This window comes from Celeribacter litoreus, from assembly GCF_020165855.1.
Lineage (GTDB): Bacteria > Pseudomonadota > Alphaproteobacteria > Rhodobacterales > Rhodobacteraceae > Celeribacter > Celeribacter litoreus.
In genome coordinates this window covers 219,316-236,045 of sequence record NZ_JAIUFY010000007.1, presented here as the reverse complement: position 1 = coordinate 236,045, position 16,730 = coordinate 219,316, and the positions used below count along the sequence as shown (strand labels likewise).

13 protein-coding genes are annotated in these 16,730 nt (G+C 60.1%); 10 read left to right on the top strand and 3 right to left on the bottom strand.

What is annotated here, in order from left to right:
- Positions 1–79: 79 nt before the first annotated feature.
- The 3 genes from LA304_RS08445 to LA304_RS08435 all read left to right on the top strand — a co-directional run bounded on the left by LA304_RS08445 (position 80) and on the right by LA304_RS08435 (position 4,479).
- Positions 80–1,666: a GMC family oxidoreductase gene (locus LA304_RS08445; protein WP_224502703.1), complete on the top strand. Its 1,587-nt coding sequence runs from the start codon at positions 80–82 to the stop codon at positions 1,664–1,666.
- A gap of 122 nt (positions 1,667–1,788) precedes the next feature.
- Positions 1,789–2,889, top strand: coding sequence for a substrate-binding domain-containing protein (locus LA304_RS08440; RefSeq protein ID WP_224502702.1), 1,101 nt, complete (start codon positions 1,789–1,791; stop codon positions 2,887–2,889).
- A 99-nt stretch (positions 2,890–2,988) separates the two neighbouring features.
- Positions 2,989–4,479, top strand: coding sequence for an aldehyde dehydrogenase family protein (locus tag LA304_RS08435; RefSeq protein WP_224502701.1), 1,491 nt, complete (start codon positions 2,989–2,991; stop codon positions 4,477–4,479).
- Positions 4,480–4,532: 53 nt separating this feature from the next.
- Here the strand turns inward: LA304_RS08435 and LA304_RS08430 are convergent, their stop codons facing one another.
- On the bottom strand, positions 4,533–5,033 hold the full coding sequence (locus tag LA304_RS08430) for a MarR family winged helix-turn-helix transcriptional regulator (protein WP_224502700.1): 501 nt from the start codon (positions 5,031–5,033) through the stop codon (positions 4,533–4,535).
- Positions 5,034–5,243: 210 nt separating this feature from the next.
- Here LA304_RS08430 and hmgA point away from each other — a divergent pair, with 210 nt between their 5' ends.
- The 5 genes from hmgA (at position 5,244) to LA304_RS08405 (ending at position 10,163) form a co-directional block, all read left to right on the top strand.
- Positions 5,244–6,599, top strand: a complete 1,356-nt coding sequence (gene hmgA / locus LA304_RS08425; RefSeq protein WP_396022180.1) for a homogentisate 1,2-dioxygenase — start codon at positions 5,244–5,246, stop codon at positions 6,597–6,599.
- Entirely contained in the window at positions 6,596–7,225 is a 630-nt protein-coding gene (gene maiA / locus LA304_RS08420; RefSeq protein ID WP_224502699.1) for a maleylacetoacetate isomerase, read from the top strand. The genes hmgA and maiA overlap by 4 nt, the downstream gene beginning before the upstream one ends.
- Before the next feature lie 13 nt (positions 7,226–7,238).
- Positions 7,239–8,486: a fumarylacetoacetase gene (gene fahA, locus LA304_RS08415; RefSeq protein ID WP_224502698.1), complete on the top strand. Its 1,248-nt coding sequence runs from the start codon at positions 7,239–7,241 to the stop codon at positions 8,484–8,486.
- Between the two features lie 18 nt (positions 8,487–8,504).
- Positions 8,505–9,455, top strand: a complete 951-nt coding sequence (locus LA304_RS08410; RefSeq protein WP_224502697.1) for an MBL fold metallo-hydrolase — start codon at positions 8,505–8,507, stop codon at positions 9,453–9,455.
- Between the two features lie 165 nt (positions 9,456–9,620).
- Complete coding sequence (locus LA304_RS08405) at positions 9,621–10,163, top strand: VOC family protein (RefSeq protein WP_224502696.1); 543 nt, start codon at positions 9,621–9,623, stop codon at positions 10,161–10,163.
- Between the two features lie 139 nt (positions 10,164–10,302).
- On the opposite strand, the gene LA304_RS08400 is transcribed toward LA304_RS08405, so the two are convergent.
- Together LA304_RS08400 and LA304_RS08395 are read right to left on the bottom strand one after the other, a co-directional pair.
- Positions 10,303–12,012, bottom strand: coding sequence for an FAD-dependent oxidoreductase (locus LA304_RS08400; protein WP_224502695.1), 1,710 nt, complete (start codon positions 12,010–12,012; stop codon positions 10,303–10,305).
- Between the two features lie 11 nt (positions 12,013–12,023).
- On the bottom strand, positions 12,024–12,779 hold the full coding sequence (locus LA304_RS08395; RefSeq protein ID WP_224502694.1) for an SDR family NAD(P)-dependent oxidoreductase: 756 nt from the start codon (positions 12,777–12,779) through the stop codon (positions 12,024–12,026).
- A gap of 413 nt (positions 12,780–13,192) precedes the next feature.
- Between LA304_RS08395 and LA304_RS08390 the strand changes: the two genes are divergently transcribed.
- Both LA304_RS08390 and LA304_RS08385 read left to right on the top strand, forming a co-directional pair.
- The gene (locus tag LA304_RS08390) at positions 13,193–15,670 is read left to right on the top strand and encodes an ATP-binding cassette domain-containing protein (protein ID WP_224502693.1); all 2,478 of its coding nucleotides are present in this window, start codon (positions 13,193–13,195) and stop codon (positions 15,668–15,670) included.
- Between the two features lie 26 nt (positions 15,671–15,696).
- Positions 15,697–16,656: an ABC transporter permease gene (locus LA304_RS08385; protein WP_224502692.1), complete on the top strand. Its 960-nt coding sequence runs from the start codon at positions 15,697–15,699 to the stop codon at positions 16,654–16,656.
- Positions 16,657–16,730 lie beyond the last annotated feature (74 nt).

Sequence of the window (16,730 nt, the reverse complement as noted above, 5' to 3'; positions counted from 1 at the left end):
GAGGAAGCCAGGGCTCTGAGGGACTGGCTAAAGGGAAGGATGGCGCGAAAATGCGCGCCGTGTTGGAGGAGGCAGTTTCATGCCCGACTACATTATTATTGGCGCAGGCTCCGGTGGCGGCGTGCTCACCAACCGTTTGAGCGAAGATCCGAATGTTGAAGTGGCTGTGATTGAGGCCGGTGACTGGGACAAAAGCCCGTGGATTCATATGCCTATGGGCTATTTCCGCCTGATGCAGACGTTGCAGCTCGACTGGGGCTATCACACTGTTCCGCAGAAGCATGTGAACAACCGTGTCATGTTCGTGCCGCGTGCGAAAAGCATCGGCGGCTGCACGACGGTGAACGGCATGATCTACACCCGCGGCCACCGCACGGACTACGATCACTGGGCCCAGATGGGGAACAAAGGCTGGGATTACGAAAGCATCCTGCCGTATTTCCGCCGCGCCGAGAACTGGGGTGGCGGTGGTGACGAGAACGTCCACGGCTACGACGGTCCGCTCGCGACCACGCGCAACCCGATCGAGGCCGAGCCGTGCGTCGCCTACCGTGATGCCTGCATTCAGATGGGCATCCCCTATAACGAAGACCTGAACGGCGGCGAACAGTATGGCGTCGGCCCCTGTGACGGCACCGTCCGCGACGGCATCCGGTCGAGCGTCTCGCGCTGCTACATCACGCCGATCAAAAAGCGCAAAAACCTGACTTTCTACACCAAGGCGATGGCGTCCCGTATCATCGTCAAAGGCGGTCGCGCGGTCGGTGTGGAGTTCGTTCAGGGCCGTCAGAAAAAGACGATCTATGCGGACAAAGAGGTCATCCTCTGCGGTGGCGCCTTCAACTCTCCGCACCTGCTGCAAATCTCCGGCATCGGCGATCCGGAGCACCTGAGCCGCATCGGCGTGAACACGGTTCACGAACTGCCGGGTGTGGGTCGCAACCTGCAAGACCACCTCGCGGGCACCGTGAAACAGGGTCTGTCAAAGCCCGTATCGCTCTTGGGTCAGACCAAACCCTACGCGGCGGCAATTGCACTCCTGCAATATTACACCACCGGCAAAGGTCCGGTCGCAGGTCACGGGGTGGAGGTCATGTCCTTCCTCAAGACCCGCGAAGATCTCATCGCGCCGGATGTGCAGACGCACTTCAACAACATCATGTATCGCGACCACGGCCGCGAGATCATCAATGTCGAAGGCTGCATGCCGTATTTCAACATCTCCCGTCCGCAGAGCCGCGGCACGGTCATGGCGAAATCTTCCGATCCGTTCCAGCTTCCGGAACTCGATCCGAACTTCCTGTCCGTGCCGGACGATCTGCGCGTGCTGCGTGATGCGCTCCGGATGCACCGCGAAATTCTCGCGCAGCCGGCGTTCGATGCGATCCGTGGCGAGGAATATGCGCCGGGCGTCAACATTCAGTCCGATGCGGAACTCGATGAGTATATCCGCAACGACTGTAACAGCGTCTATCACCCGGTCGGCACCTGCAAAATGGGCTCCGATGACATGGCGGTGGTCGATGACGAACTGCGCGTTCACGGTCTCGGCGGTCTGCGCGTGGTCGATGCCTCGGTCATGCCGACGCTCACCAGCGGCAACACCAACGCGCCGACCATCATGATCGCGGAAAAAGCATCCGACATGATCATGGCTGCGGCCTGATCACGCGAAAAGCCCTGCAATTCAAGCGGCTTGAAAAGAATACCCCTCACCTGATGCGGGCGAAGACCTGTGGGTGAGGGGCTGGAAGACAACATCATAATTGTTGGTCAAGGGAGGAAAACATGACCCGCACTACCAAATTTACGCATTTTGCGCGCCTGACCGGAACGGCTGCCGCTGCGGCGCTTCTCGGCTCCATGGCGATGGCGCAGGACACGATCCGTGTGGATCAGGGTGGCGATATCACCGAGCTTTGTGGCTCCGATCCGATCCGCGTTGCACTCGTCGATGGTTGGGGTGGTGACACCTGGCGCAAAATCACGTTCGCTGAGCTTCAGGACGAAGCATCCAAATGCCCGAACGTGACCGCAGAAGACCACACCGACGCCGGCGGCGACCAACAGACCTACAACGCGGCCATCAACGGCTATGCGACGCAAGGCTATGAAGTCATCCTCGCGTTCACCGACTTCGGCGAAGCGGCGATGCCGACCTACCGCATGGCAAACGGCAATGGCACGACCATGGTGCCGTATTTCACCGATCTGCCGGGGACGGCAGGTGTCGATTACGCTGTGAACCCGTATCAGGACTCCATCGCAATCGGGAACCAATACGCCGAATGGATGGCCAAGGCGCTTGATGGCGAAGGCAATGTTCTGATGCTTGGTGGCCCTCCGGGTGCCTCCTCTTCGAGCTCCTTCCTGCAGGGCTTCAAAGAGGGTCTCGCAAATCACCCGGGTCTGACGCTCATGGATGATGACTTCATCTCCACGAACTGGAACCCTGCGGACGCTCAAAAAGCTGCCGCGGGTCTCATCGCCAAATACGGCGACACCATCGACGGCATCGCGTCCGACTACGGTGTGACCACACTCGCAACGATCAAAGCCTTCAAACAGGCGGGTGTCGAAGTTCCGGCCATGGCGACCATCGCGACCAGCAACGAGTTGAGCTGCCTCTACAACGAGGGCCTCGAGGATGGCACCGCATGGCCGTATCTCGCGGTTGATGGCTCCACCGGCGACGTGCGCTTCGCGCTCCGTGCTGCGCTGGCCGCGCACAACGGCATCGAATGGGACGAACCGCTTGGTGTTGTTCCTTACGTCTACGCAGACAGCACCCAGAACATCGTGCCGAAATGTTCCGACATTGCCCCGCCGGACGCAGACCTGTCCTCGCTGATGGATGAAGAGAAGCTCTTCTCTCTCTTCAACCGCTAATCCGCGGGCTGTCTGACCGAAACAAACGACCCGACCACGTTTTTGGTCGGGTCACATCCTTCTTCTGTAGCGAGACACGAAATGAACAAACCTTTCTCTATGGACACTGTCCTCGATCACGTCAGTGCAGAAACCCGCGATTTCCTCGGCCAAAAGCATCAGCTTTTTATCGGCGGCGAGAGTCGTGATGCGGTTGAAGGCGGACGGCGCGATGTCGTTGATCCGGCCACGGGGCAGGTGATTTCGAACGTCGCCGACGCCACCGCCGCAGACGTTGATCTCGCTGTGGCCGCCGCCCGCACCGCATTTGACGATGGCCGCTGGTCCGGTCTCAAGCCGAATGAGCGCATGAAGATCATGTGGCGCGTTGCAGAGCTGATCGACGAAGCCGCTGTTGAGCTTGCGGAGCTTGATGTGCTCGACGAGGGCTCCCCCTACGGCGTCGTCAAGAATTTCTACATCAGCCTCGGTGCGGATCACTTCCGCTACTTCGCAGGCTGGGCCAACAAGATCGACGGCTCCACCCTGCCGGTTAACATGGATGGCGACTGGCACGTCTACACGACCCGCGAACCTGTCGGCGTGGTGGCGCAAATCCTGCCGTGGAACGTGCCGTTCCTGATGCTCGCATGGAAACTCGCACCTGCGCTCGCCGCTGGCTGCACAGTGATCGTGAAACCCGCCGAGGACACGCCGCTCTCCGCGATGCGATTTGTCGAGATTTGCCGCAAAGCCGGTGTTCCGGACGGTGTGGTCAACATTGTCACCGGCGACGGCCGTGTCGGTTCCGCGCTCGTGGATCACAACGATGTCGACAAAATCGGCTTCACCGGCTCCACCGCCACGGGGCAGGCGATCGTCCGCGCGGCTTCTGGCAACCTCAAGCGCGTGAGCCTCGAACTCGGCGGCAAAAGCCCGGTCTTTGTCTTCCCCGATGCCGATCTGGAAAGCGCCATTCCGGGTGTGGCCGAAGCCGTGTTCCTCAACAGTGGTCAGGCCTGCACCGCCGGCTCGCGCCTCTACATCCACGAGGATGTCTATGAGGAGGTGCTCGCAGGGGTCGCTGCCTATTCCGAAAAGCTCAAACTCGGTCACGGTCTCGATGCAGATACCAACATGGGACCGATTGTTTCAGAGAAGCAATACACCCGCGTTACGGGTCTTCTCGACGCTGGTGTTGCCGAAGGCGCGAAGGTCGTGACCGGCGGCAAGACCGACGGGGAGGGCTACTTCCTCAAGCCGACGCTCCTGCGCGATGTGACGCCGGATATGACGGTCTACAAACAGGAAATCTTCGGTCCGGTCATCAGCGCGATGAAGTTCAGCGATGACAATATCGAAGCGCTGGCGAAAGAGGCGAACAACACCGAATACGGTCTCGGGGCCTCGATCTGGACCAAAGACCTGTCGCGCGCCCACAAATTCGCGGCACGCATCCGTGCGGGGATCGTCTGGGTCAACACGCACAACCAGAGCGACGCGAACATGCCGTGGGGCGGTTACAAGCAATCCGGTTGGGGTCGCGAGATGGGGAAAGACGCGATCGAGATGTACACGGAGACCAAATCGGTCGCGGTCAATCTCGACTGATCTGTCGCGGCGCTCTTATAGGGCGCCGTGTCACAACGGCGGGGTGCGGTGGCTTAGATGTCCTCTTGATTGCTGCACTCCGCCAATGCGGCCTCCAGATCGGACAGAAGCGCGCGGAACTGGGCTTCTTTCTCCGGAGTGAAGGCGGCTCTGAGGGTGCGGTCGAACTGAAGGGCGGATTGGCCGAGCGTCTCGAACAGGGTGGTGCCTTTCTCGGTGAGGGACAGAACCTCAGTGCGTTTGTCTGTTTCTCCGAGTGCTTTTTGGAGATGGCCGCTCTCTGTCAGAGCGCTGACCGCGCGGCTGATTTTGCTCTTTTCCTCGTGCGCGATGGTGCAAATGTCGCGCGCGGTGATGGCCCCGTAGTGACCGGTGATCGCCAGAACGCGCCATTGGCTGCGGGTGAGGCCAAAGCCTTCGCGGTAGGCCGGCTGAAAGGCCTGACTCGTCACTTCCGCCGCCCTGTTGAGAAGAAAGGGCAGGAAGGTTTCGAGTTCGAAACCTGCCTCGGGGTCGCTCACTGCAGGGCTCGATTTCGGGTCGGATTTGGTCATTGCGTCGCCTGTCTGACATCGGGTGGAGCGCGTCTAGTGTTTTGATCCACGCGGCGAGCGCAAGGGCAAAAGAACAAATGGGTGCGCGATGCTGTGCGCTTGATGAAATATAAATCTAATTCGTTAATTGCGAATAGATTCGTCAAAATGGTTGTGGGTGCAACCGTTTTGTGGTGAGATGTGAAGAGACGCTGAACAGGGAATCTGACTATGACTGCACATGATTTGCCCAAAGGTATGGTCCGCGCTTCCGGCACAACGGGGACGCACGAAGGCTATATGCCGGGCTTTGGCAACGATTTTGAGACCGAGGCGCTTCCGGGTGCTCTGCCGCAGGGGATGAACAGCCCGCAGAAATGTAATTACGGGCTCTATGGCGAACAGCTTTCGGGCACCGCCTTTACCGCGCATCCGCCGGAACGCACCTGGACCTACCGCATCCGCCCGTCGGTGAAGCACTCCGCGCGCTACGAGAAAATCGATCTGCCGTATTGGAAATCCGCGCCGCATGTCCTCGAAGATGTGACCTCGCTCGGCCAGTATCGCTGGGATCCGGTGGAGCAAACCGGCGACGATCTGACATGGCTCACCGGCATGCGCACGATGACCACGGCAGGGGACGTAAACACGCAGGTCGGCATGGCCGCCCATGTCTATCTCGTCACCAAGTCGATGGAAGACTCCTATTTCTACTCCGCCGACAGTGAGCTGTTGGTGGTGCCGCAAGAGGGCAAGATGCGCTTTGCGACGGAACTCGGGATCATCGACCTCGAACCCAAAGAAATCGCCATCATCCCGCGCGGTCTCGTGTATCGGGTGGAGGTCCTCGAAGGGCCATGCCGCGGCTTTGTCTGTGAGAACTACGGCCAGAAATTCGAACTGCCCGCCCGCGGTCCGATCGGTGCCAACGCCCTAGCCAACCCGCGTGATTTCAAAGCGCCCGTCGCGGCCTATGAGGACCGCGAAGTGCCCTCGACCCTCACGATCAAATGGTGCGGCCAGTTCCACGAAACAAAAATCGCGCAAAGCCCGCTCGACGTTGTGGCATGGCACGGCAACTACGCGCCCTACAAATACGACCTGCGCACCTATTGTCCGGTCGGGGCGATCCTGTTTGACCACCCGGACCCGTCGATCTTCACCGTTCTGACCGCGCCGTCGGGCGTGCCTGGAACGGCAAACATCGACTTCGTTCTCTTCCGCGAGCGTTGGATGGTGGCCGAGAACACCTTCCGTCCGCCGTGGTATCACAAGAACATTATGTCCGAGCTGATGGGCAACATTTACGGCCAATACGACGCCAAGCCGCAGGGCTTTGCGCCGGGTGGCATGAGCCTGCACAACATGATGCTGCCGCATGGTCCGGACAAAGACGCCTTTGAGGGCGCATCGAATTCGAACCTCGGGCCGGAGAAGCTCGAGAACACGATGTCCTTTATGTTCGAGACCCGTTTCCCGCAGCATCTCACGGAGTTTGCAGGCAAAGAAGCGCCGCTTCAGGACGACTATATCGACTGCTGGGAGAGCCTCGAGAAGAAGTTCGACGGCACGCCGGGGCTGAAATGAAACTCTACACCTACTGGCGCTCCACGACCTCCTACCGGATCCGGATTGCGCTCAATCTGAAGGGGGTCGGTTATGAGCCGGTCCCCGTCAATCTCGTGGCGGGAGAACAGCGCGCGGACGACTATGCCGCGCTCAACCCCGGTCGCGGGGTGCCGACGTTGGTGTTGAATGACGGGCGTGTTCTCACGCAATCCATGGCGATCCTTGACTGGATCGAACGCACCTATCCGGAGCCCGCGCTCCTGCCCGACGATCCGTTCGCGCGGGCACAGGTGCAGGCGGCAGCACTGGGGATTGCGACGGACGTGCATCCCGTCAACAACCTGCGGATCGTCCAAAAGCTCAAGGACATGGGCCACACGCAGGACGAAACCGTCGCGTGGATGAACGACTGGATGACGCAGGGCTTTGCGGCCTTCGCGGCGCTGATCCGGCCTGACACGCCGTTCTGTTTCGGCGACACGCCGGGGCTCGCGGATATCTGCCTCGTGCCACAGCTTTACAACGCGCATCGCTGGGGCGCCGACCTCACGCCTTTCGCGCGCCTGACCGAGATCGAAGCGCGGTGCCTCGCGCTTCCTGCCTTTGCCGACGCGCGCCCCGAAGCGCAGCCGGACGCAAATTGAAGAAGGACCTGACATGACTGACTTGAAACGCTCGTGGGTCGAAAGTGCGAACAGCGCAGAAACCCAATTCCCGCTCAACAACCTGCCCTATGGCGTGTTCTCGACAGAGGGCGGAAGCCCCCGTTGCGGCACCGCGATTGGCGATCAAATCCTTGATCTTGCCGCGCTCGAAGAGGCCGGTGTGCTCTCTTTTGCAGGCACCCTCAAAACCGGGAGCTGGAACGCGTTTATGGCGCTTGGCAAGCCGGAATGGGATCGCTTGCGGGCCGAGTTGACGACGCTTTTGGCTGAAGGATCCGATGCCGAGGCAACGCTTTCGGCGCATCTCGTGGCACAAAGCGACGCAACGCTGCATATGCCGTTCAGCGTGACGGAATACACCGATTTCTATGCCGCGCGGCACCATGCCTTCAACGTCGGGTCCATGTTCCGTGATCCCGAGAATGCGTTGCCGCCGAACTGGCTCCACATCCCGATCGGCTACAACGGTCGTGCGTCCTCTGTCGTGGTCTCCGGCACGCCGGTGATCCGTCCGAATGGCCAGACGAAAGCCCCGACGGAAGAAGCGCCAAAGTTCGGCCCCTCGCAACGCTTTGATATCGAACTGGAAATGGGCGCCATCGTCGGCACGCCGTCGAACGGCCCGATTACCGTCTCAGAGGCGTTTGACGCGATTTTCGGCTATGTCCTGATGAACGACTGGTCTGCGCGCGACATTCAGGCCTGGGAATACCAGCCGCTCGGCCCGTTCCAGTCCAAAGCCACTGCAACCACCATCAGCCCGTGGATTGTGACGGCTGCTGCGCTGGAGCCGTTCCGCACCACTGGACCAGAGCGAGAAAAGCCGCTTCTCGATTACCTCTTCGAGCCGAAGCCGATGATTTACGACATCGATCTTGAAGTGACTCTGGCTCCGGAAGGTAAAGACGAGACGGTGATCATCCGCTCCAACTACAACAATATGTACTATTCCGCCGCACAGCAGTTGGCGCACCACACGTCGTCGGGCTGCCCGATGCGGGTGGGCGATATGCTCGGGTCCGGAACCATTTCGGGACCGGAGAAGGGCAGCCGTGGCTCCCTGTTGGAGATGAGCTGGGGCGGGAAAGAGCCGCTCACGCTCGATACCGGCGAGACCCGCAGCTTTGTCGAGGACGGCGACACGCTCACGCTCAAGGGTGCAGCGCATGGCGACGGATACAAGATCGGCTTTGGCGAATGCGTTGGCAAAGTGCTGCCCGCGCGTCCGGTTACGAACTGAACACATTAGGAGGAAAACATGGCGAAAGCATTCGCAAGCCAAGGTGACTTGGAAGAAAAGACGGTGAGCTTCACCGAGGTCGGCGAGGGACTCTATGCGTTCACCGCCGAGGGCGACCCGAACACCGGCGTCATCATTGGCGACGACAGCGTCATGATCGTCGAGGCGCAGGCGACCCCGCGTCTCGCACGCAAGGTCATCGAGTGCGTGCGCACGGTGACGGACAAGCCGATCAGCCACGTTGTGCTGACCCACTACCACGCTGTCCGTGTGCTCGGCGCGAGCGCCTATGGTGCACGTGAGATCATCATGTCGGAGAAAGCCGCCGCGATGGTCGAAGAGCGCGGTCAGGAGGACTGGGACAGCGAATTCGGTCGTTTCCCGCGCCTGTTCCAAGGACACGAGGAAATCCCTGGTCTGACGCGTCCGACAACGACGTTCTCTGACAAGATGACTGTCTATCTCGGCAAGCGCCGCGTGGACATCATGACGCTCGGCCGTGCGCATACGGCGGGTGACGCGGTGATCTGGGTGCCGGATCAGGAAGTGATGTTCACGGGTGATATCGTTGAATACCACTCCGCCTGTTACTGCGGCGACGGTCACTTTGGTGACTGGGGCGGCACGCTCGACGCGATTGCGGCCTACAAGCCGAAGTCTATTGCGCCGGGCCGTGGTGACGCGCTCGTGGGCGAAGAGATGGTGGGCAAGGCGATTGCCGCAACCCGCGACTTCGTGGACAGCACCTATGCGCCTGTCGCCCGTATCGTGGCGCGTGGTGGCTCTCTGAAGGAAGCATGGGACGCCGTGCGCGCCTCCTGTGACGAGAAGTTCGGCGACTATGCGATCTACGAACACTGCCTGCCGTTCAACGTCGCGCGCGCCTATGACGAAGCCCGTGGCATCGACACCCCGCGTGTCTGGACCGCGGAACGCGACCGCGAGATGTGGGAAGACCTTCAGGGTTAATCCTCACTCGAATACGGCTTTTGAGGCGGCGCTCCGAACTCCGGAGCGCCGTTTTTTATTTGCAAAAAGCGAATAACTTTATTTTTAACAAATTGATCTAGATCAAATAGTGCGGACGATCGCCCCTGTAAATTGGTTGCAAATGCAACAAATGGAGATCGGACCATGAAAGTCGAACGCATTCACCACGTCGCCTACCGCTGTAAAGACGCGAAGGAGACCGTCGAATTTTACACCAAAATGCTGAACATGGATTTCATCCTCGCCATCGCCGAGGATCAGGTGCCGTCCACCCACGAGCCGGACCCTTACATGCACCTCTTCCTCGATGCAGGTGACGGCAACATCCTCGCGTTCTTTGAGCTGCCGACCAAACCGGAAATGGGCCGCGACGAAAACACGCCGATCTGGGTCCAGCACATCGCGTTTCAGGTTAAAGACCGTGAGACACTCGTGGAGTTCAAAGAGCATCTCGAAGCCAACGGTGTCGAGGTTCTGGGCGTGACGGATCACACGATCTTTGACTCGATCTATTTCTTCGACCCGAACGGCCACCGCGTGGAGCTTGCTGCGCCGAACCCGGAGCAGGACAAGAACCTCGAACGTCTCGATGCCGTGAAATGGGACATGCTCGAAGAGTGGAGCAAGACCAAGAGGGCGCCGAAACACGCGGATTGGCTGCACGCGAAGGAATTCGAAACCAACTGAGGTTCGAAGAGATAAAATGGAGACAGGCGCGGGAGACCGCGCCTGTTTTTTGTTGCCAGCGCCCGCGTGCAGCGGCGCGGACGAATAAAAAAAGCCCCGCCGAATGTCTTCGACGGGGCTTTTCAGGGAGGTATTTTGGTTAGCTGTTGCCGCCGGCCATGTGGCGTGCAGCGATATAGCCGAAGGTCAGAGCCGGCCCGAGGGTGATGCCGCCACCCGGGTAGTTGCCGCCCATGATGGACGCGGCGTCGTTGCCGGCTGCATAGAGACCACCGATCGGCTTGCCTTCATCGTTGAGGACTTGGCTGTATTCGTTGGTTTTCATGCCTGCGAAGGTGCCGAGGTCGCCCACGTAGAGACGCACTGCGTAGAACGGGCCTTTTTTGACCGGCGCCACACAGGGGTTCGGTTTGTGGTCCGGATCGCCGAGCGACCGGTTGTAGGCGGTCGAGCCTTTGCCGAACTCCGGATCTTCACCCTTCACTGCGTGCTTGTTGAACTCGGCAACCGTGCGCTCCATCTGCGCCGGATCGGCACCGATTTGCTCTGCGAGGTCACGGATGGTTTTGCCGCGGATCAGGTAGCCCTGCTTGATGAGCGACTTATAAGGCACCGGCGCGGGTTTCGCGAAGCCGAGGCCGTATTTGCGGAAGGTGCGGTGATCCGCAACAAACCATGCCGCGAGGTCGGCGTCGGGGCCGCCCTCTTCCTGACAGCGTTTGACCATCGCCTGACAGAAGTCGTGGTAGCTCTGTGCCTCGTTCACAAACCGCTTGCCCGACCGCGTCACAGCAATCACGCCCGGTTTGGAGCGGTCCACAAAATGCGGGAAGGTGCCCAAAAGGCCGTTGCCCATAGGCGGACGCGACACCGGAACCCAAGCAGCGGAGTTCGGCAGGTCCGTCTTGAGCTGCGCGCCCACGCTTTCGGCGAGGCGCAGACCGTCGCCCGTGTTGCCCGGAGGGGCGGGGGAGACGTGTTCATGACCGGACGGCGAGTGCGGCATCAGTTCCTTGCGGCGCACGGCGTCCTGCGGGAAGCCACCTGCGGCGAGCACGACGCCTTTGCGGGCGATGATCTCAACAGGACCGTCGGGACGGTTCACGATCGCCCCTTTGATGCTGCCATCTTCATTGCGCAGAAGCTTTTTGACCGGCGAAGAGGTCCAGATCGGCACGTTCTTGTCAAAGCAGGACTTTGCCAAACGTGCGATCAGGGCGTTGCCGTTCATCAGGCGCATGGAGCGACCGTGGAAAGTCACATCGCGGGCGAATTTCGCCACGAGTCCGGTGACGAACAGAGCCGAAATCGGAGAGCGTGTCACGTTGAAGAAGTGCAGCAGTTCCTTGCCGGACCCGATCATCATGCCGAGCACGGTGATCTCGCGAAGCGGCGGGCGCAGACGTTTGATTTCCTTGCCGAGATCACGCCCGTCGAACGGACGCGCTACGATGGAACGACCGCCATCCATACCGCCGGGGGCGGTCGGGTGATAGTCGGAAAAAGTCGGGCCGAGATCGAATTGCAGCGCGGTTTTCTCTTCAAAGAAATCGACCGCTTTGGGGCCTGCTTCGAGGAAGGCTTCGACCTTGGCGGAGTCGTAGTGATCGCCAGTCTCGTGTTTGAGATAGGTGCGGGCCTTTTCAACGCTGTCCTGAACGCCTGCGCGTTTGCCCGGAGCGTTGTTGGGGATCCAGCTCCAGCCGCCGGAGCGTGCTGTGGTGCCGCCGAAAACGGATTCCTTTTCGGCGACGATGACTTTCAGTCCACGGTGCGCGGCAGAAACAGCGGTGGACAGACCACCTGCACCGGAGCCGACAACAAGGACATCTACTTCTTGATGTTTCATGAGTTCCTCCGTTAGGCAGCCAGATAGCCGCCATCGACCGGAAGCAATGCGCCGGTCACGTAGCTGGATGCGTCGGAGGCGAGAAACAGCACCGGTCCGACGAGTTCTTCGGGTTTGCCCGGGCGTTTCATGGGCGTGTGCGCCATGAAGCGGCCGATGGCTTCGGGATTGTCGCGGGTCGCCACGGTCATCGGGGTCTCGATGACGCCGGGTGCGAGGGCATTCACGCGGATGCCATGCTCTGCGAGATCGTGGGCGAGGGCGCGCGTCATTTGCAGGACGGCCCCTTTCGAGGCGGCATAAGCCACGAGGCCGGGGTTCGCCGCGACGGACATGATGGAGCCGAGGTTGACGATACGGCCCTTGCTTTCCATCAGTTGCGACAGAAAGGCCTGAACCATGTTCATCTGGCCGGTCGCGTTGACATTCATCACGGCGTCCCAGTCAGCTTCGAAGGTCTCGCTGTCCGGCATGGTGCGGCGAATGATGCCCGCGTTGTTGATCAGGATCGACACAGGTGCATCAAAGGCTTTGCGTGCCGTCTCTGCTGCCGACTGGCAGCTCTCGCGGTTGGTGATGTCGAGCGCGACGCCAATGGCCTCGCCGCCCGCGTCAAGAATCTCTTGAGCCACTTTCTCAACGGCTTCTTGTTGAATGTCGCAGGCGATAACTTTGGCGCCCTGTGCTGCGAGCCCAAGAGCAATGGCACGACCATTGCCTTGCGCCGCGCCCGTGACGACGGCGACTGCCCCAGTGATTCCCTCCATGATACCTCCCTAAAGGTTGTCCAAACCGGTCTCTGCTCCCCGCAGAATCCAATATTTGGAAATAGCGAATACATTTGATTTAAGCAAATCTGACGCAATTGCCAAGAGAAAACTCTCTTTTGCGATGTGATGGTCAAAATCGAAATGGTCGAGAAAATCATATAAGTCACAGAAAAATATAATTAAAATTATAAAACTTGGGAAAAAATTGTGTGAAAACTTATATTATATTGACAAATCTATTCGCAATAGTGGAACTTTAAGCGAGGAGATTTGGTGGTCGCGCAGGACGCGAAACACCTTCGGAAGGAGACGACGCACTCGTCGCAGCACCAGGATTTTTGCCGACCCTCCCGCTTAGGCGGGTAGGGCGAGCGGTGTGCATTCGGGCGTCACATACAGGGGAGGAAATTATGCAAAGCGATAAGCTTTTGTTGGAGATGCAGGGAGTTTCCAAGCATTTCCCCGGCGTTCGCGCGCTGCACGAGATCACGTTCGATGTTCGGGCGGGTGAGGTGCACGGGCTCGTCGGTGAGAACGGTGCGGGGAAATCCACGCTGATGGGTGTGGCATCCGGCGCGCTTCAGGCGACAGAGGGAACCGTCCGTATTGACGGGACCGAAGTGTCCGCAGATCCGGATCTCGCACGTGAGCTGGGTCTCGCAATTGTCCGTCAGGAACCGGCGCTGATGCCGGATTTGTCTGTGGCCGAAAACCTTTATCTCGGTCTGCCGCACGCACGTCGCCCCTCTTTGTCGGGCCTCAATGAGTGGGCGCGTAAACTGCTCATGCATTGGAGCGACGACGTGACGATTGATCCGCGCGATCACATCACGACGCTCAATCCCGAACAGCGCTTCATCGTTGAAATCGTGAAGGCGCTCGAATGTGAACCGAAAGTTCTCGTGCTCGACGAGCCGACCGAACACCTCGCGACCGAGGACGTCAAACGTCTGTTTGATCGCGTGCGCAAGGTTACGGCGCGTGGTGCATCGGTGGTCTACATTTCGCACCGTATTCGCGAAGTGCAGGAGATTGCCGACCGTTTGACGGTGCTCCGCGATGGTGAAGGGCAGGGGACCTATCCCGCCCGCGAGTTGAACGAAGATCAGATTGTGTCGCTTATTGTCGGTGGCGATCTCGACCGGACGTTTCCGGACAAAGCCGCGCCGGGCCATCACGAGACGGTTCTTGCAACGCAGGATTTCTCTGGTCCGGGCTTCTCAGGCGTCTCGCTTCAGGTGCGCGCGGGTGAAATCCTCGGCCTTGCGGGGATCGACGCGAACGGTCAGCGCGAATTCATGCGGGCGCTTGCAGGTATCCATCGCGGCCACGGACATCTGACCCTGAGCGGCAAGGACATCCAGATCCGCTCCAGCCAGGGGGCGAAGGCGCTCGGGATCAGCTATCTGCCGGGCGACCGTCACCGTGAGGGGATTTTCCCCGAGCTGTCGATCCGCGAAAACTTCTCTATCCGCAGCTCGCGTGAGGACACCCGTCTGGGTCTCGTCAGCAGCCGTGTTGAACAGGGTCGGACCCTCGATGCGATCAAACAATTCGCTGTAAAAACACCGAACGGGGAGACGCCGATCCAGTCGCTCTCCGGCGGCAACCAGCAAAAAGTCGTGCTCTCCAGCGTTCTCGCGATGAAGCCGAAGGTGCTTTTGGTCGATGAACCCACGCAGGGTGTCGATGTGGGCGCACGGGCAGAAATCTACCGCGTGATCCGCGAGGCGGCGCGCGCGGGTGTGGCCGTGATCCTTGTGTCCTCGGACCAACAAGAGGTCGCAGGTCTCTCCGATCACGTCGCGATCTTCTCGCGCGGTCGCGTTGTGGAGATGCTCACGGGTGATCGTGTGACCGAAGACAACATCACCGCCTCGGTTCTCAAATCCACCCAGCAGCGTGACAAGCACCATAAATCTCTGGGCGCCTTCTGGAAATGGGCGGCGGGCAACAGCGCACCGCTCATCATGGTAGGCCTTGCGATTGTCCTCTTGGGCGCGGTCGCGGGCGCATGGAACCCCTATTACCTGTCGTCGCGTAGTCTTTCGAACATGATGACCCTTGCAGCCACGCTCGCGATTGTCGCCTACGGACAGCAATTCCTGATGCTCGTCAGTGGCATCGACCTCTCGGTCGGGCCAACCATGGGACTGGTGCAGGTGGTCGCCTCTTTCTTCCTGCTCACGGGGGCCACTGGTGGGGATCAGGCGCTCGGCTGGATGCTCGTATTGGTCGTCGCGGCCGTGGTCGGGTTTATCAACTGGCTCCTTGTCGAAGGGCTACGTCTGCACCCGATGGTAGCGACCCTCGCGACCTTTATGGCGGTTCAGGCGGTCTCGCTCTTCCTGCGTCCGGTTCCGGGCGGGATGCTTGACGGCCAGCTGATGATGGCGCTCAACACCAAGGTCGGCATCATTCCCGTGACCTTTATCGCGGCTGTCGTGCTTGCGCTTGTCATGGAGTTCTTCCTGTTCCGTCGGAGCCTAGGCGTGTCCATGCGTGGTCTCGGCTCGCGTCAGGAAGCGGCGCGCACGGCCGGTATTCGTCCTGTGATGGTCCGCCTGATCGCCTATGTCGGCTGTTCGATCTTTGCCGGTCTTGCGGCCATCACCATGTTCGCACAGGTCGGCATCGGCGACCCGCGTGCCGGCATCAGCTACACGCTCGGCTCCATCGCAGCCGTCGTAATCGGGGGGGCAAGCCTCTTTGGCGGGCGCGGTTCCTTCATCGGCGCGCTGCTCGGCGCAATCTTCATCACCCAAGTGAACTCTGTCACCGTCTTCCTGCGTCTCAGTCAGGAGTGGCAGCAATACCTCCTCGGGTTCCTCATCCTTGCCTCCGTGGCACTCTATTCCAAGAGCCGTGAGAAAGTGGTGCAGGCATGACTATGACAATGACGGAAAGCAAAACCATGACCCAGCCCAGCTTTGGCCAACAGATCAAGTCCACGGTTTTCAATGAATTTTCGTGGATCTGGGGCGGGACGATTGCCCTCTTTATCCTCTGTAGCTTTGTCGCCCCGGGCGTTGTGCGCCCCGCTGCCATCAGCTCCATGCTGCCCTTCGCCGCGATCCTCGCGATCACGGCGGTCGGGATGACCATCGTGATCCAGCAGCGCGGCCTTGATATGTCGCTGCCGGGGATGATGACCATCGCGGGGCTTCTGTTCGCGCAGATCGGGTTCACAACCGGATCGACGCTTTTGGCGGTGCCGCTGACGTTGGCCATCGCGCTTTGCATCGGGATCGTGAACGGTCTGCTGGTAGCTAAGGTCAACATTACGCCGATCGTCACCACGCTGGCGACGAACGCGATCCTCATGGGGGCCGTGCGTGCGGTCTCCGGCGGGAGCCCGATGACGGCGCCTGCGGAACTCGCGGAATTCTCGCACTCCAAACTCTTCGGCGTGCCAATGACGCTCATCCTCGCGATGCTCTTCATCATCGTCATCAGCATCGTGACCAAGCGCACCATTCCCGGCCGTCGCTTCGTTGCAGTGGGTGCCAACCCTGCGGCGGCGACCGCAGCAGGCATCCCGATCCTGCGCTATCAGGTCGCGACCTATGCGATTGCGTCGCTGTGCTTTGCGGTGGCGGGCATGCTCTTCACCGGCTTCATCGGCTCCGCGTCGCAGACGGCTGGCGTTGATTACCTGCTGCCTGCCATCGCGGCGGTGGTCGTCGGCGGCACGCCCTTTAACGGCGGGCGCGGCAGTGTGATCGCGAGCGGTGTGGCCGCGCTCTTCATGACCCAGCTTGGCCAAATGGTCCTCGCGCTCGGCGCGGGAACTTCCGTGCAACTCCTCGTGCAGGCTCTGGCCATTATCATTGCCGTCGCGGTGCGTAACATCCCCACGTATCTTGGACGGTGATGATATCCCCGGGCCGCCCGCGTCCCAATCGGGCGGCCCCTTTTCAAACAATCTAGAGCAATCGAGGTGCTTTC